Source organism: Staphylococcus sp. HMSC070D05, assembly GCF_001815595.1.
Lineage (GTDB): Bacteria > Bacillota > Bacilli > Staphylococcales > Staphylococcaceae > Staphylococcus > Staphylococcus hominis.
Window position 1 is genome coordinate 43,179 of the sequence record NZ_KV821102.1, and the last position, 26,309, is coordinate 69,487.

At 33.4% G+C, this 26,309-nt stretch carries 24 protein-coding genes and 1 riboswitch; of the genes, 15 read left to right on the plus strand and 9 right to left on the minus strand.

The features are described from left to right. Positions 1-11 precede the first annotated feature (11 nt). The gene (gene aldA, locus HMPREF3046_RS03655; RefSeq protein ID WP_070716524.1) at positions 12-1,436 is read right to left on the minus strand and encodes an aldehyde dehydrogenase; all 1,425 of its coding nucleotides are present in this window, start codon (positions 1,434-1,436) and stop codon (positions 12-14) included. A gap of 75 nt (positions 1,437-1,511) precedes the next feature. Then, positions 1,512-2,597, minus strand: coding sequence for a YkvI family membrane protein (locus tag HMPREF3046_RS03660; RefSeq protein ID WP_070716525.1), 1,086 nt, complete (start codon positions 2,595-2,597; stop codon positions 1,512-1,514). 282 nt (positions 2,598-2,879) lie between these two features. Here HMPREF3046_RS03660 and HMPREF3046_RS03665 point away from each other — a divergent pair, with 282 nt between their 5' ends. Continuing rightward, positions 2,880-4,664, plus strand: a complete 1,785-nt coding sequence (locus HMPREF3046_RS03665; RefSeq protein WP_070716528.1) for a cation:proton antiporter — start codon at positions 2,880-2,882, stop codon at positions 4,662-4,664. Positions 4,665-4,720: 56 nt separating this feature from the next. Here HMPREF3046_RS03665 and HMPREF3046_RS03670 read toward each other — a convergent pair whose 3' ends face one another. The 7 genes from HMPREF3046_RS03670 to HMPREF3046_RS03700 form a co-directional block, all read right to left on the minus strand. Continuing rightward, positions 4,721-6,685 carry a fructose-bisphosphatase class III gene (locus tag HMPREF3046_RS03670; RefSeq protein ID WP_070716530.1) on the minus strand — a complete coding sequence of 655 codons (1,965 nt, stop codon included), beginning with the start codon at positions 6,683-6,685 and terminating at the stop codon, positions 4,721-4,723. Positions 6,686-6,830: 145 nt separating this feature from the next. Continuing rightward, positions 6,831-7,442 (minus strand): undecaprenyl phosphate transporter UptA, encoded by a 612-nt coding sequence (locus tag HMPREF3046_RS03675; protein ID WP_070716532.1) that lies wholly within the window; start codon positions 7,440-7,442, stop codon positions 6,831-6,833. A gap of 117 nt (positions 7,443-7,559) precedes the next feature. Beyond that, positions 7,560-8,558, minus strand: a complete 999-nt coding sequence (locus HMPREF3046_RS03680) for a HesA/MoeB/ThiF family protein (protein ID WP_070716534.1) — start codon at positions 8,556-8,558, stop codon at positions 7,560-7,562. Then, positions 8,558-9,325 carry a thiazole synthase gene (locus HMPREF3046_RS03685; protein WP_070716537.1) on the minus strand — a complete coding sequence of 256 codons (768 nt, stop codon included), beginning with the start codon at positions 9,323-9,325 and terminating at the stop codon, positions 8,558-8,560. Before HMPREF3046_RS03685 ends, HMPREF3046_RS03680 begins: the two co-directional genes overlap by 1 nt. Position 9,326: 1 nt before the next feature. Next, the gene (thiS, locus tag HMPREF3046_RS03690; RefSeq protein WP_002448326.1) at positions 9,327-9,527 is read right to left on the minus strand and encodes a sulfur carrier protein ThiS; all 201 of its coding nucleotides are present in this window, start codon (positions 9,525-9,527) and stop codon (positions 9,327-9,329) included. Then, positions 9,511-10,626: a glycine oxidase ThiO gene (gene thiO, locus HMPREF3046_RS03695; RefSeq protein ID WP_070716540.1), complete on the minus strand. Its 1,116-nt coding sequence runs from the start codon at positions 10,624-10,626 to the stop codon at positions 9,511-9,513. The genes thiS and thiO overlap by 17 nt, the downstream gene beginning before the upstream one ends. Beyond that, positions 10,619-11,209: a thiamine phosphate synthase gene (locus HMPREF3046_RS03700; RefSeq protein ID WP_048679547.1), complete on the minus strand. Its 591-nt coding sequence runs from the start codon at positions 11,207-11,209 to the stop codon at positions 10,619-10,621. The genes thiO and HMPREF3046_RS03700 overlap by 8 nt, the downstream gene beginning before the upstream one ends. A gap of 68 nt (positions 11,210-11,277) precedes the next feature. Then, positions 11,278-11,387: riboswitch (TPP riboswitch) on the minus strand. 342 nt (positions 11,388-11,729) lie between these two features. On the opposite strand from HMPREF3046_RS03700, the gene HMPREF3046_RS03705 reads away from it, so the two are divergent. From HMPREF3046_RS03705 to HMPREF3046_RS03770, 14 genes are all read left to right on the plus strand, one after another. After that, the gene (locus HMPREF3046_RS03705; protein WP_049418967.1) at positions 11,730-13,010 is read left to right on the plus strand and encodes a pyruvate MFS transporter; all 1,281 of its coding nucleotides are present in this window, start codon (positions 11,730-11,732) and stop codon (positions 13,008-13,010) included. Between the two features lie 177 nt (positions 13,011-13,187). Beyond that, positions 13,188-13,472, plus strand: a complete 285-nt coding sequence (locus HMPREF3046_RS03710; protein WP_070716542.1) for a putative quinol monooxygenase — start codon at positions 13,188-13,190, stop codon at positions 13,470-13,472. A 95-nt stretch (positions 13,473-13,567) separates the two neighbouring features. After that, positions 13,568-15,505, plus strand: a complete 1,938-nt coding sequence (locus tag HMPREF3046_RS03715) for an FUSC family protein (RefSeq protein ID WP_176746067.1) — start codon at positions 13,568-13,570, stop codon at positions 15,503-15,505. Positions 15,506-15,577: 72 nt separating this feature from the next. Further along, complete coding sequence (locus HMPREF3046_RS03720) at positions 15,578-15,991, plus strand: DUF2188 domain-containing protein (protein ID WP_070716545.1); 414 nt, start codon at positions 15,578-15,580, stop codon at positions 15,989-15,991. A 156-nt stretch (positions 15,992-16,147) separates the two neighbouring features. Continuing rightward, a complete protein-coding gene (locus tag HMPREF3046_RS03725; protein ID WP_002454864.1) occupies positions 16,148-16,849 on the plus strand; it encodes a GTP pyrophosphokinase in 702 nt (233 codons plus the stop codon). 97 nt (positions 16,850-16,946) lie between these two features. Next, positions 16,947-17,822, plus strand: coding sequence for an alpha/beta fold hydrolase (locus HMPREF3046_RS03730; protein WP_070716548.1), 876 nt, complete (start codon positions 16,947-16,949; stop codon positions 17,820-17,822). Between the two features lie 91 nt (positions 17,823-17,913). After that, positions 17,914-18,636, plus strand: coding sequence for a MerR family transcriptional regulator (locus HMPREF3046_RS03735; protein WP_070716550.1), 723 nt, complete (start codon positions 17,914-17,916; stop codon positions 18,634-18,636). Between the two features lie 117 nt (positions 18,637-18,753). After that, on the plus strand, positions 18,754-19,434 hold the full coding sequence (locus HMPREF3046_RS03740; RefSeq protein ID WP_070436357.1) for a GntR family transcriptional regulator: 681 nt from the start codon (positions 18,754-18,756) through the stop codon (positions 19,432-19,434). 22 nt (positions 19,435-19,456) lie between these two features. Continuing rightward, the gene (gene gntK / locus HMPREF3046_RS03745) at positions 19,457-20,995 is read left to right on the plus strand and encodes a gluconokinase (RefSeq protein WP_070716553.1); all 1,539 of its coding nucleotides are present in this window, start codon (positions 19,457-19,459) and stop codon (positions 20,993-20,995) included. A 43-nt stretch (positions 20,996-21,038) separates the two neighbouring features. Then, the gene (locus HMPREF3046_RS03750) at positions 21,039-22,394 is read left to right on the plus strand and encodes a gluconate:H+ symporter (protein ID WP_070716554.1); all 1,356 of its coding nucleotides are present in this window, start codon (positions 21,039-21,041) and stop codon (positions 22,392-22,394) included. 157 nt (positions 22,395-22,551) lie between these two features. Continuing rightward, positions 22,552-23,418, plus strand: coding sequence for a UTP--glucose-1-phosphate uridylyltransferase GalU (galU, locus tag HMPREF3046_RS03755; protein ID WP_070716556.1), 867 nt, complete (start codon positions 22,552-22,554; stop codon positions 23,416-23,418). 405 nt (positions 23,419-23,823) lie between these two features. Next, a complete protein-coding gene (locus tag HMPREF3046_RS03760; RefSeq protein ID WP_070716559.1) occupies positions 23,824-24,633 on the plus strand; it encodes a DNA adenine methylase in 810 nt (269 codons plus the stop codon). Between the two features lie 13 nt (positions 24,634-24,646). Then, complete coding sequence (locus HMPREF3046_RS03765) at positions 24,647-25,426, plus strand: DNA-methyltransferase (RefSeq protein ID WP_070716561.1); 780 nt, start codon at positions 24,647-24,649, stop codon at positions 25,424-25,426. Then, a complete protein-coding gene (locus HMPREF3046_RS03770) occupies positions 25,420-26,280 on the plus strand; it encodes a type II restriction endonuclease (protein ID WP_070716563.1) in 861 nt (286 codons plus the stop codon). Before HMPREF3046_RS03765 ends, HMPREF3046_RS03770 begins: the two co-directional genes overlap by 7 nt. Positions 26,281-26,309: the final 29 nt, after the last annotated feature.

Here is a 26,309-nt window from a genome sequence, read left to right on the forward strand (position 1 = left end):
TTATTTTTAATTTACCATCTAATATAACTTACAGTTGTATTGTAGTATTCTTCAAAACCATGAATACCATCTGCACCACCAAGGCCAGATTCTCTCCAACCTGCATGATAACCATTGATTGCTTCTTCAGCCTCACAGTTCGCATACACTTCTCCAAATTTTAAACGTTCAGTAGCTGTCATAATTTCTTTTAAGTTTTCAGAGAAAATATAAGATGATAGACCTGCATTAGTGTCGTTTGCCATATCAATAACGTTATCAAAGTTTGTATACGTAGTTATAGCAAGAACAGGACCGAAAATTTCTTCTTTAAAAGCACTATCAGTCGTTTTTACATGATCTAAAATAGTAGGAGCGTAGAAGAATCCTTCACGGTCTAATTTATGACCACCTAACACTAAATCTGCGCCATTTTTTACTGCTTCTTGAACTTTATCATCAATACTATCTAATTGTTTTTGATTCATGATGGCACCATAGTCAGTGTTTTCATCGTATGGATCTCCAACTTGAAGCGCATCCATTTTATCTTTCACTTTATTAATAAAGTCATCATGTACATCTTCATGAACAAAGATACGTTCTGGACATGTACATACTTGGCCAGCATTATTAATACGTGCAGTAACAATATAATCAACAGCTTTATCTAAGTCAGCGTGTTGTGTGACAAGAACAGGAGCATTTCCACCTAGTTCTAAGTTAAGTTTTTTAATGCTATCAGCCGCATTTTTAAATACAGCTTTACCTGCGCCCATACTACCTGTTAATGAAACAAGCTGAATATCTTTATGAGTTGCCAGTTGTGTTCCAACTGTTTCGCCAGTACCTGGAACGATTTGAATAAGACCAGCTGGAATAGTTGAATCACGGAAAAGTTCAGCAATTTTTAATGTTAATAATGTTGTTTCTTCACTTGGTTTGATAACGACAGAACAACCCGTTACAATAGCTGGAATCACTTTACGCATGAGCACTAAAATTGGAGCATTCCAAGGCACAATACCAGCCGTCACACCGATAGGTTTTTTTGTCAGTTGAATGGTTTCGTTTACTATACTATTTTGTAATACTTCACCTTTGTTACTCATACTTAAACTTGCCATATAATCAATGAATTCTATTGATTTATCAATTTCACCTTTAGCTTGTACTATTGTTTTACCTTGTTCTTTAACGTATAAATGAGCAATGTCATCTTTATGTTGTTCAAGTAAAGGAATTAATAATTTTACATGCTCAGCACGTGTAGGCGCTGGTACTTTTTCCCATTCAAGTTGAGCGTGTTTAGATTTTTCAATTGCGTCGTTTACCTCTTCTTCAGTAGCGAATGTAATCGTATCGATTGTTTCTCCCGTAGCAGGGTTAATCACGTCCATTGTTTCGTTTGACTTACTTTCTACAAATTCATTATTAATAAATAGTTGATTCGTCATTAACGACACCTCCATACCTATTATTCCCGTGAAGTATTAAATTCAATCTATAAAAATAAAAGATTCAAAAGGAAATTAATGTTTGCCTTTTGAATCTTCTTTCTCTGCATATTTAAAATGTTTAATCCCTTTATATAAAATAGGAATAAGTAGAATAAAGCCAAATAACCCCATAATTGGAAATACTTTGCCAATGAGTGAAATAAAGCCGATAAATGTACAAATGAATGTCACGCTTGTCATGACAATAATAAGGACAAAATATTGTTTTGAAAACGGCTTTGTGAAACGAGAGGCGAATGCGTACATTAAGCCTACAATAGTATTATAAATCACTAGAATCATAATAATAGACATGATAGTTCCCAAAATAGGTGAGATATGACGTGCCAATAATAAGGTTGGAAGCGCTACGGATTTAATATCATTAAATTTTGTAATTAAGCCTAAATTAATCATTAAAAGCAAAAATGTAATAATGACGCCACCAATTAATCCGCCCCAAATAGAAGCACGTTGGTCATGTAAACGTCCTCCCATGACACTTAGAAAACTGAAAGCAGCAGCAATTTGTAAACTGGCATAATTGATACCATCAAACCACCATCCAAGTGAAATAGATGATTTATGCTGTGCATATTGATTTGCACTTTCAAAGTCAAGATGGCCAGTTGCAAGATAATATATCGCAATAATTGTGACGACGATAACTAAGAAAGGTGTAACGATACCGAGTACTGCAATTAAACGATCAAATTTTAAAAATAATGTAACCAAAATCAGACCGACGAGAATAAGTGAACTAAGCCAATAAGGTAAATGAAAACTTTCTTGAATTGTAGATGCCCCGCCCGCGCTCATAATAATAGCGAGTGAAAACAAAAATAATGTTAGGACAATATCAAATACTCGAGCAATCATAGGGTGCAAATAATAATGAATGGATTCTGAATGATTATGTGATTTTATGTTATAACCAGTATTTAAGACGAACATACCGCCTAGTGTAATGATTAATCCTGTAATCATAATACCTAATACACTGAGTTGACCGTTACTTGTGAAAAATTGGAATATTTCTTGACCCGTAGCAAAACCAGCACCAACGACAACACCTACAAAGGCAAATGCTACAATCATCGATTCTTTTAAAACTTTCATTTTTAAAAATCCTTTCTAAATCAAACACATTAGAATATATTAATCTATTTTAAAGGACATTTTGTTAAAAATAAATATTAAAGTTTACTTGTAATGAACATTGTATTCCTCAAAAATACATTCGAAAGAATTTGTATAAATTTTAAGTTATATGGGGTATATAATAGCTTACAGTTCTTATATCAATGTTATTTAAAAAATGTATTTAATATACTATACATTAGTCAGTAAAGTTTGATAGGATATTGCAATATATTCAATTTAAATAAGGAAGGTGTAGATATGTTATTTGATTTACCTGTGATGCTAGTTATTGTGTTATTTCTTGCATTAGGTATCTTCAGTCAATGGTTAGCAAATCGAATTAAATGGCCTTCAATTGTAGTCATGTCGATTGTTGGTTTATTAGTGGGACCTATATTAGGACTAGCAAATCCTGAGCAAACACTAGGTTCAGAGATATTTAGTCCAATTGTATCTCTTGCGGTAGCAATCATATTATTTGAAGGGAGTAGTAATTTAGATTTTAGAGAATTAAAAGGTATTTCTAAGGCGGTTATACGTATTATTACGATAGGAGCCACAATTGCATGGGCGCTTGGAGCTATTGCTTTACATAAAATTTTAGGTTTTCCTATTTCTATCGCCATTGTTATGGGAGGATTACTTCTTATTACTGGACCAACAGTGATTCAGCCACTGTTAAAACAAGCAAAAGTTAGAAACAGTGTAGATACCGTCTTACGTTGGGAGAGTATTATACTTGATCCACTTGGTCCAATACTAGCATTAGCTGCATTTTATGTGTATCAAATCATTGGACAAGGTTTTGGTTTCCAATTACTCTTTATATTTATTTTTAAAATGTTGATTGTAGCATTCATTGGCTTTGGTGCTTCATTCTTCTTCAATTGGCTCATCCAACGCGATGTCATACCACAAAATTTAATGCCTTCCATTCAGTTGGTGTTTATATTGCTTGTGTTTAGCATCTGTGACCAAATTCTCGATGAATCTGGTTTACTGGCAGTAACCATTTTTGGATTAATGATGGCACGTTATAAACGACATGATTTAATTTATAAAGAGTCAGATCATTTTATTGAAAATATGTCTTCCATTTTAGTTTCAACGGTGTTTATTTTAATAACATCATCATTAACACCGTCTGTATTGATGGATGTATTATCATGGAAACTTGTGATTTTCTCACTTGTTATGATTGTGTTAGTACGTCCAATTGCTGTTTTATTATCTACAATTGGTACTGAAATCACTAAAAAAGAGCGTGCGCTTGTAGCCATGATGGCACCAAGAGGGATTGTTGTATTAACTGTAGCACAATTTTTCGGTGGATTATTTTTAAATGATAATATAAAAATGGCATCTTATATTACACCGGTAACATTTGGTTTAGTATTTATTACTGTAGTAATATATGGTTTTAGCTTTACACCAATAAGTAAAATGCTTGGTTTAGCAAGCACTGAACCTCCAGGTGTCATTTTAGTAGGTGAGAGCGAATTTTCTTATCACTTAGGTAGACAGTTACAATCGCATGGTATTCCAGTGATGGTGTTTAACTTGTTTAGTAACACTTCTGATAAAGCTGAAGAACTCGGTTTTGAAATTTTTAAAGGAAATTTATTATCAAGTAGTGATCGTATGTATGCCGACTTAATTCGCTATAACAAATGCTTATTAATGACCAAATCATTTATTTTTAATAGTCTTGCATTTAATGAGTTAGTTCCAGAATTTGGATTAAATAATGTAAATATGATGCCAGTATCCTTTACAGATGATCAAGCACGTAATAATTTAAATGGACCACTTCGTAATCATATTTTATTCGATGAAAAGCATAGTCCAAGATGGTTTGACAATGTGATTACGAATCAAAATATTGTCGAAGTTCCAGCCTCTTCATATCATGATATTACAGATAAAGATATGATTATTTATCACATTAATGACGATAAAGAAGCGACATTCCATAGGAGTACAAAATCAATGGATGAGTACGATAATGGAACTTATGGTATTTTAAGAAACGTATATAAATAATAAAAGTGCCCGGCGACAGTTCATTTGAACTGTTGCTGGGCATTATGATTATAGGTTTATTTTAAATATCTGTCGTGCATTAATAATTTTAACATGCGAATTTGTTCCATAATGTCTTTACCGACATTCGTATCTCTAATCTTTTTACGTTGTAATTCTTCATCAACGACACGTCGTACTGATAGTTCATCAGCACCATCAGATAAGACATTCTCTTTAGAATCAAAGAATTGGTGTGCTACAAGCTGCATACCAAATGAATTGTAAAGTAACGTGTAACCTGCGATACCTGTCGTAGATTGATAAGCTTTTGAGAATCCACCATCAATGACTAACATCTTTCCATTAGCTTTAATAGGATCCTCGCCATCGATTTCTTTTACTGGTGTATGTCCATTGATAATACGACCTTCATCAGGATTAAGTCCGAAATCTTTTAGCATTTTGCGAATCATATCAACATCTTCACGTAAGTAATAATAGGGGTTTTTCGGTTCTTTATGAGACGCTTTATCTTCAATGAAGTAGCGCTCAAATGTAGTCATAGCACGTTTACCAAATAAAGAACTGTATTTTCCTGTCCATAAATACCATACAAGATCCGTAGATAAATCATCTGTTTTCTCTTTGTCGCTAAACGCTAAGCGCACGTGACGTTCAAAGACATCTAATAAATCACGGCCTTTATGTTTTACACCTTCAATTTCAAAAGATTCCATTTCGCCATTATCATTTACAGGAATGCAACCATGAATAAGAAGATTTCCATTATAAGGGAGGTATAATTTACCTTTTTGCATTAGAAAGGCCATATGACGTTTTAATTTTTCAGATTGTTGGAAAGACAGTAATAATTTATTAACAACATCTTCTTCTTCTGGTAATAATTTTGCAGGATCTTTAGGGTCCACCGTACTAAAGCAAGTATCTTTTAAAGGATACGTTTTACCATAAATTGTAATTTCATTTGTATCATAATTTATTTTTTCTAAAACTAAACGGTCTTCCATTTCAAAACTTGGGCGACGTTTAATAATTGGCACTTCAAGTTTAAATTGAATCATTGCAATGGCTTGGTGAATCTTAGTGATTTGTGCTTCTTCGAGTTTAGATAAGCCCACTTTCTTATCCGGACGTTTTTTCGGTTTGAACGCTGGGTTATCGCCATCGTAATGTTCTTCAGCTAAAGTGAGGAGGGGTCTTAAATTAATACCATATGCATCTTCAATAATATCTAGGTTATCGTAGCGGGCACATATACGTAGTAAATTGGCTAAACACACTTTAGAACCTGCATAAGCGCCAATCCAAAGTACATCATGATTACCCCATTGAATATCAACAGAATGGTAGTCAATTAATGTATCCATAATTTTGTCAGGTTCTGGACCACGATCGTAGATATCACCCACAACATGAAGATGATCCACGACAAGACGTTGGATAGTATAAGATAATCCAATGATTAAATCATCTGATTGCTCAAGCTCGATAACTTGATTTAAGAGTGTTTCATAATACGATTTTTTATTGTTAAATTCGTTATTTTTATAAAGCAACTCTTCAATAATATATGTATACTCTGAAGGTAAGGCTTTACGTAGTTTTGAACGCGTATATTTTGAAGAACAATACGTGATTAAATCAATCAAGCGTTCGATTGTTAAGATATACCATTCATTTAACTCACGTTTTGAATTAAAGTCATTCTTAATGAGCTTTAATTTTTCTTCTGGGTAATACACTAGCGCAGCTAAATCATCTATTTCTTTTTGAGAGATGTTACCTGAAAAGATATCGTTAATTTTAGCACGGACATTACCAGAGCCATTTCTTAATACGTGTTGGAACGATTTATATTCACCATGAAGATCGCTGACGAAGTGTTCAGTACCTTTTGGTAATTCTAAAACGGATTCTAGATTAATAATTTCTGTTGCAAGTTTTTCAGGACTATCAAATTGCTGAGATAGTAAATCTAAATACTTTTTCTTTAATTCACTTTCCGTAGATTGAGACACTTGATTTCACTCCTATATGGGAAATTTTTTAGATAGTAAGCAGAGTAATAAAACCGCTTACATAAATTATCGTTAAAAAGCATCACTTTTTCAACAGTGATGCTTAGATTGTTATAAATTTAATTTGAAAGTAAAATTAATGTACTTATTTAGCGTTATTTTTTTTGAAGAATAGACGATAGAGTACATAAAGAATAATAATGATCAGAATCACATACATAAAATAAGAATAAGTATGAATACCAGACATTAATATATCGAAACTATCGCTAAGAAGACGACCAAGTAAAATTAAGGCAAAATTCCAAATTGTTGTACCTAATAAAGATAACATCGTAAATGTTGCAACGTTCATTTTATTGATACCTGCTGGAATAGTAATTAATACACGTAAAACAGGAATGAAACGACATAATAGAACTGCCCATGCGCCATAACGTTTAAACCAGTCGTTCGCACGTTTCACATCATTTCCTTTAAGTTTGAACCATTTACCATACTTATCAACAAATCGATAAATACTTTCCTCTTTAATTAAACGACATAAATAATACAAAATAAGTAAACCGATAAATGAAGCAATTGTTGAAATAATAAATAAAACTAAAATTGAAAGACCTGATTTAACTGACATTAAACCTGCAAATGTTAATATAATTTCAGAAGGAACAACAGGTAAGACATTTTCTAATAAAATAAGAATAAAAATGGCTGCATAACCCCATTGACCTATAAAATTTGTAATAATTTGTTCCATTATAAAATTAAAAATCCTCCGTTATTAAGCATTAATCGAATAAAAAATTCATAGTAAATTCATTATATAGGAATTTACTATGAATTGCTTATGATAACATGATATGGATTGTACAACTTATTTTAAGGATTTTAAATATTGATGATACAATTGTTCTGCTTCATTATCATCTTCAACGCCATAGACATTCATTCTACCATCTTTGAATAAGGTGATTTCATAATTGCCGTCTTTAATTAGTTTGGCAAATGAGGTTGACTTCACAATATCACCTGGGAAATGTTCAGCATAGTCAAAAGCAGCAGATTGATATCTAAAGAGGTAGGTTTTTCCACATAAGCTTTCAATATTCTGTTGTTGTTTCGTTTCTAATAATTCGTAATGAGCTTTACCACATACGTCACATTCATCATCTTTTAAAACATCGATATTCAATGCTTTATAATCAATATTAAATGCATCAAGAGTAATTAACTTATGAGAAAATCCATGACCAGATAAATAACGAATCGCTTCTGTGACCTCATAGCTTGCTACCTGTGAAATAACAGGTGGTAATACGCCATTAATAGCACAACTCTCTGCACTGGTTGGAATTTGTTTTAATAAACACTTCAAACAAGGTCCTTTGAAATCAATGCCGTAAACGGTACCTTTACTACCTACAGCAGCACCATACACCCACGGAATATGGTGTTTGTGACAGGCTTCATTAATAAGATAACGAATTTTGAAATGATCCATACCATCAATGACAATATCAGGATTGACGGCTTTGAAAATATCTTCAATAGTTGTAGAGTCAATTTCTTGATAATAAGTTTGAACGTTTACATTTGAATTAATGTGTTCGATCTTTTGTTTAACTGCGTGAACTTTAGGAACCATATGGTGAGCATCATCTTCAGTATAGAGTGCTTGGCGATGTAAATTGGATAATTCAACGATATCCATATCAACAATAGCTAAATGATGTGCGCCCATACGTGCTAAAAGCTCCGCAACGTGACTTCCTAACGCGCCTGCACCAAGTATTAAAATGGTTGCATTGGAGAGGGCAATTTGGCCATCCTCTCCAAATGCATGATAACGCATTTGACGGTTATAGCGTTGCATTATAAGAATCCTAAACCTTCAGTAGGGCTTGATGCTTGGGCTGTATATTTTACTGGAATACGTCCTGCTTCATATGAGAGACGGCCTGCATGAATACCCAATTTCATTGCTTCAGCCATTTTAATAGGGTCTTTTGCGCCTGAAACTGCAGTGTTTAAAAGAATAGCATCAGCGCCTAATTCCATCGCATGACAAGCATCTTTTGGTGAACCAATACCAGCATCGACAATAACCGGAACATTTGAATGTTTAATAATGTAACTTAAATTAAGTTGGTTATTAATGCCACGTCCAGTACCAATTGGAGAAGCAAGTGGCATGACAGCATGAACACCTAATTCTTCTAAACGTTTCGCTAATACGACATCATTAGAAATGTAAGGACATACGATATAACCTTTTTCTAATAACACTTTACATGCTTCATATGTTTCAAATGGATCAGGAAGCAATGTTTCATCATCACCAATCACTTCGACTTTAATCATGTCACATACTCCAGCATGTTTTGCAATTTCAGCGATACGAATCGCTTCTTCAGCCGTTTTGGCGCCAGCTGTATTTGGAAAAGTAATAAAGTCTTTAAGATTAATATTTGCTAATGGATTAGGCAAGTTTTTATCATATAAATTCATACGTCTTACGGCAAAAGTCAGCACATTCGCTTCTGCTGCTTCAATCGCTTTTGTTTGCGTCGCTTCATCTTCAAATTTTCCTGTACCTAATAATAAACGAGATTTAATTTCTAAGGGTCCAATTTTAAACATTTTATCCGCCTCCAACAAATTCTAATAATTCTAATTGATCATCTTCACGTACTGTGTGTTGATCGTAGTCTTCTTGTTTAATTAAAGTTTTATTATGTTCGACAATGACACGTTTAGGGTCTAATTCAAGAGATTCAAGTACAGAAGTAATAGATTGTTCTGAATCAAAATTGAATGCGTCCCCATTAATGATACACTTCATGATTTAACCTCCTTGAAGCACTAAATGATTCATATCGATGTGGCTTAACACCGGTGAGTATCCAATTAGCGATATCACGACCAATAATAGGTGAAAGTAAAATACCATTACGATAATGACCAGAAATCACATATAAATCTTCATCAATACGGTCCATTATCGGTATTTCTCCTTCAGTATATGGACGTACACCAGACCACTGATTAATGACTTTACCTTGTGCGAGTTCTGGTATACGTTCATTTGCAAAGTGGTGTAACCAAGAGATACCATCGTCTGTATTACCAACTGAATAGTTATCAAACTCGCTTGTGGCACCAATTAAGAAACGATTTGGATATTTTGGCACGATATAACAGCCATTGGTCATAAATACAGTTTCTTTTAAATCCAAATGGTCATTTTCAATAAGTAAGACTTCACCTTTTACACCGACGACATCTCTAGGTAGTGAATATTGAGTTAATAATTTAGATGTCCATGCGCCCGCTGCCACAATGACTTTCTTAGATTGTAATGTGCCTTGTGACGTTTCAACATCGTAGTACCCATTTTGGCGATGAACAGACTGTACCTCTGTATTGACATATCGCTTAATTTGACGTTGCTTTAAAGATGTAAATAAAGCTTTAGTATAGTGATTGGCATTAATCTGTCCATCTTGTGGAATATAAATAGCCATTTCACTTGATGTGACTGTACCATTCGTTAAATGAGTCAGTTCCTCATCTGAAAGAACAATGACACTAGAATCTAAACCACTTAAAAATTGATACTGTTTTTCTAAACTTTCAACATCTTCAGGACGATTAGCCACTTTAATTAAACCTGAATTTTGAAACTGAATGTCAATACCTGTCTCGTCTTCTAAATCTTGACACAATTGTGGAAAGAGACTTCGTGATTCAAGAGCAAGTCTAAATAAATCAGTATCTTCAGTAAATTCATTTTGAGCACCTAACATACCACCTGCTTTATATGACGCGTGTTTACCTGGTACGTCACGATCGATAAGTGCAATGTCAAGGTGAGATTGACTTAATTGGCGTGCAATAGACATGCCAATCACGCCCGAACCTATGATTAAAACATCATGCATCTTTCAACCACTCCTTTCGCAACAGTTCGATTTGTTGTAAAGATGCGTTCATAAAAAAAGAAATCGCACAAATTCCTTTAAAACCATGAGGTAATTGAGGAATCGTTTTTTCAGTGATACCTCCAATGGCATAAATGGGAATAGGAATCTCTAACACACGCTGAATCTCTGCTTTTGATCGAGGCAATTGATTAGGTTTTGAAGGTGTCTTAAAAATGTGACCAAAAAAGACATAATCAAGATCGTGTTCATAAGCTGCTTTAACAGATTCAATTGAATGTGTCGACATACTCACTTCAATCTCTGGATGCGTTGATTTATAGCTAAATGCATCTTCATCCATTTCTCGAAAATGAATATGAGAGAGGTGAAGTTGTTCAAGTAAATGTACATCACTATGAATAATGATTTTTGATTTAGGGAATCCTTTTTCTATAAGTGATGTTAAAAATGAAGACAAATCACTTGATGACATGGGAGTACGAAACAATAAACCATCTATTCCATCCGAGATATCAAGAAAATGTTGTACATCATCATTGGTTAAATCTTTATATTTCGTTATCGCTATAAAAATGAACATCACTCCTTATTAAACAAAAAAACGCTATTTCCCTGCAGTAGGGAAATAGCGTTTTGTTTAACTTTACGATATCCTAGTCGCCACTTTCCTACGCCAGTACAAACTGGATCAGGTTCCAGGAATTATAAAGTTCGTTCTTTACTCTCAGCCTTAAACAAAGGCACTTCCAGTGGATTGTTTATTCAGTTGTGTTTAAAATAAACATCAGCGTTTTTGCTTCAATTTTATTCTACAACCTTTTTTAATAGAGTTCAAATACAAAAACAAATTAGATTTGTAGCAATATACTTTTTAATCAGTAAAACACATTTTACATAGCTATGTATAAATAAAATAAAAAATATTCAAAAAGTAATTGTAAACGCTTGCAAAACCTGTTAATATTATAAAAATATAGCAAAAAGCCTATGATATGGGGCTCGAAAGGCGGTTAAAAAAGGGGACAACATGATTGGGAGTTTTCATTATCAACGTGTAAGTAGAATCAACACAACTTTAAAGGGAAGCAGGAAAAATAATTATGGTACAAAGACAAAAGAAAAGTAATGTTCGTTGGTATTTCGCTATCGCATTCTTTATTATTGGGGTCATTGCATATATGGATAGATCTAATATCTCATTTATTGCACCTCAAATGATGGAAGATCTTCACATGACAAAGCAACAATTTGGTTTGTTAGCTTCATTCTTCTCACTAGGTTATGCATTGATGCAAGTGCCTTCAGGTATGTTAGCAGAGAAGTTTGGTCCACGTAAGATGATTTCAATCGCATTATTATGGTGGAGTGCATTTACCATTTTAACGGGAATGATTAAACATCATGGTTTATTATATTTAGTACGTTTCTTATTTGGTATCGGAGAAGCACCAATGTATCCATCTAATGCAGTATTCAATTCAACTTGGTTTGCTAAAGATGAAAAAGGGAGAGCATCGAGTGCGTTGTTAGCAGGATCATATTTCGGTCCAGTATTAGCACCAGTAATTACTATCGCAATTGTTAATGCATTTAACTGGCAAGCCGTATTCTACATTTTTGGGGCAGTTGGTATTGTGATTGCAGCACTTTGGGCAATTATTGCAAAAGATTTACCTGAGCAACATCGCATGGTCAATGATGCAGAAAAACAGTATATCATGCAACATCGTGATTTAGTAGAAACAACTAAATCCGTAGCACCTTGGAATCAATTTTTTAAACGCATGAGTTTCTATGCCATTGCAGGGCAATATTTCGTAGTTCAATTTGTTATTGCTCTATTCTTAATTTGGTTACCTACTTATTTAACTGAGCAATATCATGTACAATTTAAAGATATGACAATTAGTGCTTTACCATGGTTTATTATGTTTATTTTAATTTTATCTGCGGGTGCGATTTCAGATAAAATTTTGCATAGCGGTCAAAGTCGTTTTGTAGCGAGAGGGTTAATTGCAATTGTTGGCTTTATCGTATTTGCTATCTCCATCTTCTTTGCAGTTCATACACAAAACTTATATGTGACCATCTTTTGGTTATCACTTGGCTTAGGTGGTATGGGTATTTCAATGGGAATGAGTTGGGCAGCAGCAAATGACATTGGACGTAACTTTGCTGGTACAGTATCGGGTTGGATGAACTTATGGGGAAATATTGGTGCGTTAATCAGTCCATTTTTAGCAGGTGCATTAGTATCATCACTTGGCTGGACAATGACATTCCAATTATTAATTATTCCAGCGGTGATTGCGGCTGTATTATGGTTCTTCGTTACACCAGACAAACCATTAATTAAAGACGAAAGTAGACATATTAAATAAAATTTACACATTATCCACAAAAGTGAAAGCCTGGGACATCATCAGATGTCTCAGGCATTTTTAATATATTGACTGTCAATGACTGAATTGAAAATCAATGTTGCTGCTCTTTTTACTACTGTTTTCTTTTTATAATAGACGGGTAAAACGTTATAATTATATTTGGAAGGTGATTATATGATTATTATTAATGCGAAGCTTAAAATTAAAGAAGATGTGCGTAATGACTATTTAGATTTAATGAATAAATTAGTTCAAAGTTCACGTCAAGAACCGGGTAATACATTTTATGCTCATTATGAAGATGTAGCAGAACACAACACATTCGTTGTTGTTGAAAATTATAAAGATCAAGAAGCGGTTCAAGCACATAACCATTCAGATCATTTCAAAGCATTTAGTGAAAATATAGGAAAATATGTCGCTGAAGAACCTATCATTGATGTAGCAGAAACAAAATAATAACTAAACTTGCCTTGTCTAAGTGATATTTGTGCTTAGGCAAGGTGTTTTCCATGTTATGATAAGATGTATGAAAAATGAAAGGAAAGATAGTAGTGGGACATGTGATTGCTTCATTAATAAGGTTTGATAAGCCTAAAATTAATCTATGGAAAGGTATACGCCAAGGATTATTAATGATTATCCCAACATTGATAGGGTATTTACTAGGACATTTTAGTTTTGGTCTACTCGTAGCAACCGGAACTTTAACACATACTTATGTATTTAAAGGTTCAGCACAATCAATGTTAAGAACGGTCATTATTTGTACGTTTTCCTTTACCATTTGTATGATGCTTGGAACATTAACTGTCAATCAGCCCGTTCTGTACGGCGTATTATTATTAATCGTTACTGTCATTCCATTCTATGTATTTAATGTGTTAAAAATTGCGGGACCTTCATCCACATTCTTTTTAGTTACATTTTGTTTATCAAGTAACTTACCCGACGCTCCGGAACAAGCACCGATTCGTGGCTTAGCGATTTTTATTGGAGGAATGTTAGCGACCTTAGTCGTCATTTTAACTATTGTATTCCAAAAACAAAAAGCTGAAGATCGAGCGATTACCTCTGACTTTCAGACGATTAATAATTTGATGCATCATTTTAATGATGCTGAAAAGTTTAAAGACATTTCACAAGACACAGTAACGAAGTTTAAAAATTCAGAGAAACTATTGATTACATCGACTACCGCGATGAGTGAAAAGTTAAGTTCTCGCTTTGAAAAGTTATTACTTCTTCATACGTCAGCTCAAGGAATTTATGCTGAATTACTTGAATTAAATGAAAAAAATATTCGTCCCATCCCTCAAGAACTGATTGAGATGATGGATATGATTACAAGAAATGCCTATAAATTATCTTCAAAACGAGAAAAATGGACGAAAAAAGTCGATGTGGATGAACCATTTGAAAGTTTGATGCAACACATACTTAAAATAGACGAAATTGCACAATTACAACCGGAACAAATAGAATCTGAAGCGAGTATTCGTAAACCATTATATAGTAAACGTATCGTTCAAAACTTAACACTCGATTCCATTATTTTCCGCAATGCATTAACGTATGCTGTTATTATGGGCGCAGCTATTTTTGTCTCGTTATTTTTCAATATCCAACGCTCATATTGGATTCCATTATCCGCCCATACAGTATTATTAGGATTAACGACGATTCGTATGTTAGACCGTTCATTAGCACGGGGTCTTGGAACAATTGTAGGGACTTTACTTCTATCAGCCATACTCTTTTTCCAACCTCATTTAATTGTCGCAGTCATTTTAATGGGACTGTCTGCTATGATGACAGAAGGATTTGTCGCAGCAAATTATGCTTTTGCAGTTATTTTTATTACAACACAAGTCATCCTGTTAAATGGTTTAGCCTCTGGTAATTTATCCATTGATATTGCGTATACACGAATTGTTGACGTATTGATCGGGATTGTGATTGCGGTCATTGGTGTTTTAATCATTAATCGAAAAAATGCTTCAACCATGTTACCTACTGTGATTGCAGAAGTGGTACGTAAAGAAGCGGTTATTTTCCAATATTTATTTTCAGAAAATAAATACCAAGATACAGCACGTGATAGAACAGAAAGTTTATCATTATCTGTAAAAATGAATAACATGACACAAGTGTACAATTCAGCCAATGGTGAATTATTCTCAAGTAAAGAGGCCATTCGTTATTATTATCCAAGTATTTTTGCCTTAGAAGAAATTAGCTTTATGTTAATGCGTGCAATGCAAGACAAACAACGTCAACGCATTTCAGAAAAACAAATGGGAGAATATCTTGTCACATTTGAAAATGTAGCAAAACATTTTGAATTACGCGGTAGTCTTAATGAAAAAGAATTGACGGATTTACCACAGTATAATTATTTAAAATCTGCCTTAATGAAGTTACAAGATAATTGTGTAGCAACACGTAAAGACGTTGAATATACAGATTATCAGAAAACGGTGGACGCTTAATATCAATGTATGACGTTTCATTATAGCGTAGGGTGGTAAAGCTTACTAAACACTATAGAGGAGCGTGACATCATGCCTTGGACAATGAATGATTATCCACAAACTTGGAAACATTTAGATGAATTAGAGCGTAAAAAAGCAATTGATATTGCAAATGCGATGTTAAAAGATGGCTACAAAGAGGGAGACGCTATTCCTATTGCAACAAAACAAGCAGAAGAGTGGTACAAAGAAGCTAGTAAAGAAGAATTAGAAAAATTAAAACACAAACATATTACTCAACATCAAAAAGATCCATCAGCACGACCTGAACTGAATGATGAAGATGTTCATGTATATTATGAGGATCATGAATGGAAAGTTAAAACAGAAGATGCAAAACAAGCGTCTGATACGTTGAGTACTAAAAAAGAAGCAAAACAACGTGCCAAAGAAATTGCTGATAATCGTGGTACACACGTGATTGAACATAAAAAAGATGAATAATGTAATAGAGTCCGAGTAGCAATGAAACCTGCTATTCGGCTTTTTTTATGACTAAATGACTCAGACTAAATGAGTAGCGTCAAGTCTAGGTTATCATTTTTAGTTCACTTAAGAGTTAGATATAATATACAGTGATGATTAAAGGAGGCAACAAATATGTACGTAGAGAGAAAACCATCATTGTACATTGAAGAGCTACGCAGTGAATTCAAAGAAAATATTGATAAGTTTAAGAATGGAGATGAAGCCTTCGATAAGCTAGTGGGTTTCGTAGAACTCGATCATCTATATTCTTCTGCATTAAAAGAGATTAGTACGAAGTTAGATATTTTAGATGACAATTTTAATCATATTTACAAACATAATCCAATTCATCATATGGAACGTCGCGTCAAAGAAATGACGAGTTTAGTTAAAAAATTGCAACGTAAAGGTTTAACTATAGATGCGGAAACAGCGAAAACCAATATTTTAGATATCGCTGGTATTCGTGTGGTATGTAATTATCTTGAAGATATTTATGTGATTGAGAAATTATTATTAAAACAAGAGGACGTTAAATTACTTAAGCGTAAAGATTATATACAACACCCAAAAGAAAATGGTTATCGCAGTCTTCATATAGTCGTGTCGATTCCAGTCTTTCTAGCTGATAGAGTAGAGGTTACACCAGTAGAAATTCAAATTCGAACTATTGGTATGGATATGTGGGCAAGTTTAGAACATAAAATTCGTTATAAAAATAATACCAATACAGAGGACTATAAAGACAAACTTAAAGAATGTGCAGTAGAAATCTCAGATGTCGAAGCAAAAATGCAAACCATTCACTCAGAGATTCAAGATAAAGATAAATAATTTAGTCATATAGCGAAACGATAGAAACGTATAGCTATTGTTTCGCTTTTTTATATAAAATAAATTAATAGTAATATATATTTTTTGGAGTTTTAAAATGATTGAACAGAATTTTAAGTCACAACGATATGAATTAAAACAATTTAAGGGTGAACACATTGAAGTCGCATTTGCCGGAAATATGAATGCAGATAAAACCATCGTATTTATACATGGAGCAATGATGACATATCGCATTATGTTGTTGTTTGAGCCTTATTTTAGAGAGAACAACCTTATTTTTGTTAACTGTCCAAGTAGAGGCGAAAGCTCTAACATTGTAAGAGAACAACATACGTTAGATGATTATTCTGAGCGTATTAATGATGTGCTTTCACAAGTTATCGAAACATACGGTATTAAAAACTTAGTGATCATAGGTTATTCTATGGGAGGGATGATTGGCACACGCTTATTAAAATTTAATACGTTACCTATTTCACATCTGGTTTATTTAAATAGCGCTGCACGTATTACACCAAATCAAAGCATGTTGTCACGTTTATTTACTTCAAATAGTAAAAGAAATCATTTTAAAGATGAGATGATTGCCTTTAAAAATTTACCGCAATATATTTTGAAAAAATCTTTTCATAACAAAAATAATAGCATTCGTAATTTATTTTCATATATTGCACCCATTAAAACGATTATTACAGATATCATTTATTCTACAAACGCAGATTACCTTCCAGATATAGAAGAAATAGAACAATTTCCTAAACTGTTATTTATTTCAGGTGAAGATGACGAAATCATTCCTTACACGGATTCACAAGAAACAATGAAAATGTATAAAAAATATGGCGGTGAAGTAAATGAAGTCGTGTATTCTGGTATCGGACATATCGACTTTCCTGCTGTCTTGGATAATTTGCCTAATGGAACCATAGGTATTATTGACCACATTAAACAGTGGATTCAAGAAGAATAAGACGACCGGCAGACTTCATAAGCAAATGTTAAAATCATACTTGCTTATGACGTAGCGTCATTAGCTATGTTAACAGTAGGAGGTGAATGATATGTCACACTATACGATTGGAGAATTGGCAAAACAAAGTAAAGTCACGATTCGAACATTACAATATTACGATCGAAGAGGATTACTTATAGCTCATCGACAAACTGACTCTAATCGGAGATATTATACTGACGAACATGTAAAGCAGTTTGAACTGATTTTAATATTAAAACAATTAGGATGTACGTTAGATGAAATAAAGACATTACTTGATGAAGATACAAATATGAACACGTTTAAAACATTACTTTCATTGAGAAAAGATGCGTTACATTCAAAAGTAGAGGTGTACAGTCATACGTTAAATCAAATTGAAAAAGTCGAAACATACATTTCTGAACAGTCAAGTGCGCCTATTAACCATCTTACTGACATAGATGACGCTATGAAACAAGAATATAAAATAGCATACTTTAGAAAAAAGATTTGGATAAGTGTTGGAATCTTAGGGATCATACACTATAGTGGTTTACTATTAAGTCTATTAAGACGTTCAACTAAGCCGTTGATTGTTATATTTCCCATCTTAATCACATATGCCATTGCGCTGACAGCAATATATTTTAAAAAAGTGTTATATCTATGTCCGAATTGCCAGCATACATTTAAACCTACATTAGGTGCCTTCTTGAAAGCGAAACATACACCTAAAACAAGACAATTAACATGTCCCAACTGCCATCAAACACATTATTGTATCGAAGTATATCAAAACGAATCGTAATAAACACCTGGCTTATAATGAGCTAGGTGTTTTAAATTACAAAAAAGTAAGCGCTTGCAAAATTAGAGTGAGTGTATTACTATACTTGTATACAAGTTAACGTATTGAGGTGAAAAGATGGAACAACATTATCCGAAACAATGGAAAAATAGAATGACCACAGGGGAAAGTATCGCTGCGGAACTTAGGTTTCAGATTGTTAATAGTACACTTGAACCCGATACATTACTAACTGAAAATCAAGTGGCTAAACAATTCGATGTAAGTCGCTCTCCGGTTAGAGATGCATTTAAATTACTGCAAACGAATCAACTCATTCACCTCGAGCGCATGGGTGCAAGGGTTCTTGAATTTGGTGAACAAGAAAAGAAAGAATTATATGATTTACGATTAATGCTTGAATCCTTTGCATTTTCAAAATTAAAGCATATTGATAGAAAAAAAGTGATTAAAGAAATGAAAAAACATTTAGAAATGATGAAAGTTGCTGTTCAATTTGAAGATGCTGAATCCTTTACGCAACACGATCTTCAATTTCATGAAGCATTGATTCACGCCTCTCGACATCATTATCTTCAAACATTTTGGAACCATTTGAAACCCATTGTAGAAGTACTTGTATTATGTTCAATGAGAGAGCGAATGAGAACAAATAAAGAAGATTTTGACAGAATACACCGTAATCATTCGGTATTTATAGAAGCGGTAGAACGTTATGATACTGATACGTTAAGAGAAGCGTTTCATTTAAACTTTGATGATGTAGGTAAAGATATTGAAAGCTTTTGGTTACAATAAATAGAAGAAAGAAGGAATAGGTATGAAATACATGATTGGAGTAGATATTGGAACAACAAGTACGAAGTCAGTACTTTATGATGAACATGGTCAATTTATTACAAAGCATAATATTGGCTATCCTTTACATACGCCAAATGTTGATGTTTCAGAAGAGAATCCTGACGAATTATTCGATGCCGTATTAATGACAGTCAAACATGTGATTCGCGAATCTGGGGTGCATAAAGAAGATATTAAACTCATTTCTTTTAGTGCGCAAATGCATAGCTTAATTGCATTAGATAGCCAACACGAGCGCTTAACTGAAAGCATGATTTGGGCGGATAATCGTGCGAATCAATATGCTGACTTGATAAATGAGCAACATGGGGGACATGACATTTATAAACGCACAGGTACACCCATTCATCCTATGTCACCACTCTCTAAAATCTTTTGGATGAAACATGAACAACCAGACATTTATCAAAATACTGCAATGTTTGCAGATATTAAAACATATATTTTCTATCAACTTTATGGAGAATACGTGATGGATCACTCTATGGCTTCAGCAACAGGTATGTTTAACTTACAGCAGTTAGACTGGGATCAAGAAGCACTTGAATTACTCGGTATTTCAGCCTCTCAATTGCCTCAACTTGTACCAACGACACACATTTTAAAAGGGATGAAAAAACGTTATGCCACATTGATGGGTATCGATGAAAATACACCGGTTGTGGTTGGTGCAAGTGATGGGGTGTTATCAAATTTAGGCGTCAATAGTTATAAAAAAGGGGAAGTTGCAGTCACAATTGGGACATCAGGTGCGATTCGTACAGTCATTGATAAACCTCGCACAGATTATAAAGGTCGCATTTTCTGTTATGTCTTAGATGAAGACCATTATGTGATTGGTGGACCAGTCAATAACGGGGGTGTCATTCTTCGATGGTTACGAGATGAATTACTCGCCAGTGAAGTTGAAACAGCAAAGCGCCTGGGAGTGGATCCTTACGATGTACTTACCAAAATAGCGAGTCGTGTTAAGCCAGGGGCAGAGGGTTTAATTTTCCATCCGTATCTTGCAGGAGAACGTGCACCCTTATGGAATGCGAATGCGCGTGGATCATTCTTCGGCTTAACATTGTCACATCAAAAAGAACACATGATACGCGCTGCACTTGAAGGGGTGTTGTACAACCTTTATACCGTCTATTTAGCACTTGTTGAAGTAATGAATGAAACACCAAATACGATTAAAGCAACAGGTGGCTTTGCGAAAAGCGAAGTATGGCGTCAAATGATGGCAGATATTTTTGATACTGATGTCATCGTACCAGAAAGTTATGAAAGCTCTTGTCTAGGTGCGTGTGTCCTTGGTTTAAAAGCATTGGGAGACATTGAAGATTATTCAATGATCGAAAATATGGTTGGTACGACTCATGCACATCAACCTAACCAAGATACAGTAAATATATATCAACAACTTGTAACGATATTCATAAACTTAAGCCGTACACTTGAAGATCGCTATGAAGAAATTGCAGATTTTCAACGTAAACATATTAATTAATCCACATATTTAAATTAATTAAACGTCAAAGGGGAGAAGACAAATGGGAACAATATGGACACTAGCAAGTGTTGTCATTGGAATCGTATTACTACTGACACTGATTATTTTCTTAAAACTAAATACATTTATTTCATTAATTATTACATCGATTGTCACGGCCATCTTATTAGGCATACCTTTAAATAAAGTAATGGAAACGATAGAAGCAGGTATGGGCGGTACTCTAGGTCATATTGCACTTATCTTTGGATTAGGAGCAATACTTGGCAAATTACTTGCAGATGGTGGAGGCGCCAACCGTATTGCGGATACACTGATTGATACATTTGGACAAAAACACGTTCAATGGGCGATGCTGATTGCAGCTTTCATCGTTGGTATTGCATTATTCTTTGAAGTAGGACTCGTATTACTCATTCCACTTGTTTTTACCATTGCTAAACGTGCGAAAGTGTCACCACTGAAATTAGGATTACCCATGGTCACAGCATTATCTGTGACACATGGTTTCTTACCACCACATCCTGGTCCTGTGGTCATAGCAAAAGAATTAAAAGCGAATATTGGACATGTGTTATTATATGGCATTATTATTGCTATTCCAGTGACGCTCATTGCAGGTCCGATTTTTAATATAGTTGCACAAAAACTCATCCCATCTGCTTATACACGTGAAGGGGATATTTCAGCACTTGGTTCACAAAAAGAATTTAAAGAATCTGAAATGCCAAGTTTTGGTTTAAGTATCCTCACTGCTGTATTACCTGTTATTTTAATGTTATTATCAACGGTTGTTCAATTAGTGACTGGACATGAAAATACTGAAAATCTGTTTGAACAAATCATTTACTTTATCGGTACAGCAGGTACAGCGATGTTAATTTCAGTCATCTTTGCTATTTTTACAATGGGCTTACATAGAGGAAGAAAAATGGATGACATTATGAAATCTGTAACGAATGCTATTTACCCAATCGGTATGATGATTTTAATTATTGGTGGCGGCGGTACATTTAAACAAGTCCTCATTGATGGCGGTGTAGGGGATACGATTGCTAAGTTATTCGAAGGTTCAACCCTGTCACCTATCTTACTAGCATGGATTGTCGCTGCAGTATTACGTATTGCACTAGGCTCAGCAACCGTCGCAGCGATTTCAACCACAGGTATCGTTTTACCATTATTACAACATTCAGATGCAAATGTGGCACTTGTCGTACTGGCCATTGGTGCAGGTAGCGTGATCTTATCACACGTTAACGATGCTGGATTCTGGATGTTTAAAGAATATTTCGGATTGACCGTTAAAGAAACCTTCTTAACTTGGTCATTACTTGAAACCATCATTTCAGTATCGGGCATCATCTTTATCTTATTCATTAGTTTGTTTGTATAACTGATAAAAGAAGTGAGAGAGAAATCATTGAATTTCAATCTTACTTCTTATTTTTTATATCATGGAAGAAAATAGTCAATCGCTATGAATGATAATAAAAGAATGATAAACTTACTTATAATATAAAAGACAAAATGCGCAAAGGAGATATTCGAGTTTGAAACAGATAAAGAAAGCCATCATACCTGCGGCTGGTTTAGGGACACGTTTTTTACCAGCGACAAAAGCCATGCCTAAGGAAATGCTTCCTATTTTAGATAAGCCAACGATTCAATATATTGTTGAAGAAGCGGCACGTGCGGGCATTGAAGATATTATTATTGTGACGGGTAAACATAAACGTGCGATTGAAGATCACTTCGATAATCAAAAAGAACTAGAAATGGTCCTTGAAGACAAAGGTAAAACAGACTTACTAGAAAAAGTACAGTATTCTACAAATTTAGCGAATATCTTCTATGTACGCCAAAAAGAACAAAAAGGATTAGGACATGCCATTTATACTGCACGTCAATTCATTGGTAACGAACCATTTGCAGTATTATTAGGCGATGATATCGTGGAATCTGAAGAGCCAGCAATTAAACAATTGATGAATGTATATGAAGAAACAGGACATTCTGTTATTGGGGTGCAAGAAGTACCTGAACATGTGACTCACCGTTATGGCATTATTGATCCATTAGAGAAACAAGGTCGCCGCTATGAGGTGAAACAATTTGTTGAAAAGCCTGAACAAGGGACAGCACCTTCTAATTTAGCGATTATGGGACGTTATATTTTAACACCAGAAATTTTCGATTATTTAAAAACGCAAAAAGAAGGCGCCGGTAATGAGATTCAATTAACCGACGCGATTGAACGTATGAATGGTGATGTTCCAGTGTATGCATATGACTTTGATGGTAATCGTTATGATGTTGGAGAAAAATTAGGATTCGTTAAAACGACAATAGAATATGCGTTAAAAGATCCTAAAATGAAAGAGGAACTCGTCACATTTATTAAACATTTAGGATTATAATAATTAAAGTGCCTAAGACATTGAAGAACAAGTGGTGATTCTTCAATCTTCTTAGACACTTCAATCTCATCAAAACTAAACCTAAAAACAGGACACACCCTATTTTCCGCTAAGGCGTGCCCTGGATTAGAGAAGGTATAAATTGTCGACAAACACTTCTCTAACCATAAATCCTCAACATCTCAGAAATTTTTTTCTGAGAATCTTTTCCTCAGCGTCTTAGGACTTCTCCTAAGACATTTTTATTATATAATATAAAATTTGAATATCATAGATGTTTCAATAGCAATATTTTGACTAATAATATCACTTTTTATGATATATTATAAAAAAACAATATAATTAAGTTGTGAACTGAATCTATAGTTAGAAAAAGTAAAAATATATATTTAGGAGAGAGAAAATATGCAACCATTTGTTAAATGGGCTGGAGGAAAAAGGCAATACATCAAAACTATAATGGACATGGCTCCTGAAACTTTTAATGATTATTATGAACCATTTGTCGGAGGGGGAGCAGTATTGTTTTCTCTTAAACATAAGAGTTCATATATAAATGATATAAATACTCATTTAATTCATAGTTATAAATCTATAAGGGATAATCCTAATAATTTAATGGAAAAATTAGATGAATATGATTCAATACGTCTTGATGAAAATAAATATAGAGAAATCAGAGAGCTTTATAACCAACACATTATAGAAAGAAAGTATGATATTACTACTGCTGCACTATTTATTTATTTAAATAAACATGCTTTTAATGGTTTATTTAGAGTTAATAAAAAAGGATTATTTAATGTTCCATGGAACAAAAAAGAATATGTTGCTTCATATAATAAAGAAAACATTATCGAAATTTCTAAATTTTTACAGTCTACTACAATTACAAGTTCAGATTTTGAAAAAGCAGTTGAAAACGCGAAAGAAAATGATTTTATATTCTTCGATAGTCCCTATGCCCCTCTAAATCCTACGAGTTTTATTGCATATGACAAAGCTGGTTTTTCTATCGAAGAGCATGAAAGACTTTCAAGAGTATATAAAACTCTAACTAATAAAAATGTTAAGTGCATGTTAACCAATCATAATACTGAACTTATAACAGAATTATATAAAGACTTTAAAATAAAAGAGATAAACGTTCGACGAAGTATTAATTCAGATGCGTCTAAGAGAGTAGGAAAAGAAGTAATAATTACTAATTATTAAGGATGATAATTCTATGAACCTTTATTATAAAGAAGAAAATGTTGAAATATATAATAATGATTCTTTAAAAATACTAAATGAATTTAAAGAAAATAGTGTGGATCTTATTTTTGCGGATCCACCATATTTCTTATCGAGTAATGGTATAACGAATTCAGGAGGGAAAATGGTTAGCGTTAATAAAGGGGATTGGGATAGTGCACTTACTTTAGAAGAAAAACATGTATTTAACAGACAATGGATCAAATTATGTAAAGCAATTTTATCTGATAATGGAACAATTTGGATTTCGGGAACTTTTCATAATATCTATTCTATTGGTTTTGCTTTAGAGCAAGAAGGCTTTAAAATTTTAAATAATATTACTTGGCAAAAAACGAATCCACCGCCTAATTTAGGATGTAGAAATTTCACTCATTCTACAGAAACACTATTATGGGCGAAGAAAAAATCTAAGAAGTCTAAACATACATTTAATTATGATTTAATGAAAGAATTTAATGGTGGCAAACAAATGAAAGATGTATGGTCAGGGCCACTGACTCGAAGAAGTGAAAAAGCATTTGGAAAGCATCCTACTCAAAAACCAGAATACTTACTTGATAAGATTATAAGAGCTTCTACAAAAAAGGGTGACGTAGTTTTAGATCCTTTTTTAGGAAGTGGTACTACTGGTGTTGTTTCAAAAAGATTGCAAAGACGTTTTATTGGCATAGAAAAAGAAAAAGATTTTATTGAAATTGCTAAAGAAAGAATTGTAAATACGTTAGTGCAGGGGGAATTAGAATGGTAGAAAAACGCGATTTTAATGAATGGATATCTAAATTTAAGGAAAGCATTTCAAGTTATGAATATTATATTGACTTTAAAAAAGTTATAAATAACGTTGAAAAAATAAAATTAGAATTGAACCTTTTAAATTCTTTAATTGGGTCAAATAATATCCAAGAAGAATTTAAAGACTTAGTTTCAAAGTATCCTGAAGTTCTAAAATGTGTTCCAATCTTGTTAGCAATTAGAGGAAATGAAGTTAATATCAAAACAATTGATGAAGATTTAGTATTCAACTTTAAAGAACAAAATTATAGTATTGAAAAATATTGTGAATTTATGAGAGAAACGGGTTTATTTAACTTATTAGAAAATCACTTAATAAATAATCTTTTTGATTATGTTACTGGAGTAGAAACCGGCTTAGATAGTAATGGACGTAAAAATCGAGGCGGACATTTAATGGAAGACTTAGTTGAAGAAAATATTAAACAGCTAGGTGTAAGATATGAGAAAGAAGTAAGAACAGATAAATTAATTGGTAATTATGATTTAGATATATCAAGCATTACAAATAATGGTAAAACTATTAAGAGATTTGATTTTGTAATTTATCATAATAATAAAGTTTATGCGATAGAAACTAATTTTTATCAAAGTGGAGGCTCTAAATTGAATGAAACTGCTAGAAGTTTTAAGAATATAGCTATTAATTCAGTAGATATTCCGAACTTCGAATTTGTATGGATAACAGATGGTAAAGGGTGGAAATCTGCTAGAAATAATTTATCTGAGACTTTTTCAATAATGGATAATTTATATTCAATAGATGACTTAGAGAATGGTGCGCTAAAATTAATGTTAGAAAAGAACTAAGAAAATTTTCTTAGTTCTGTAAAATATAT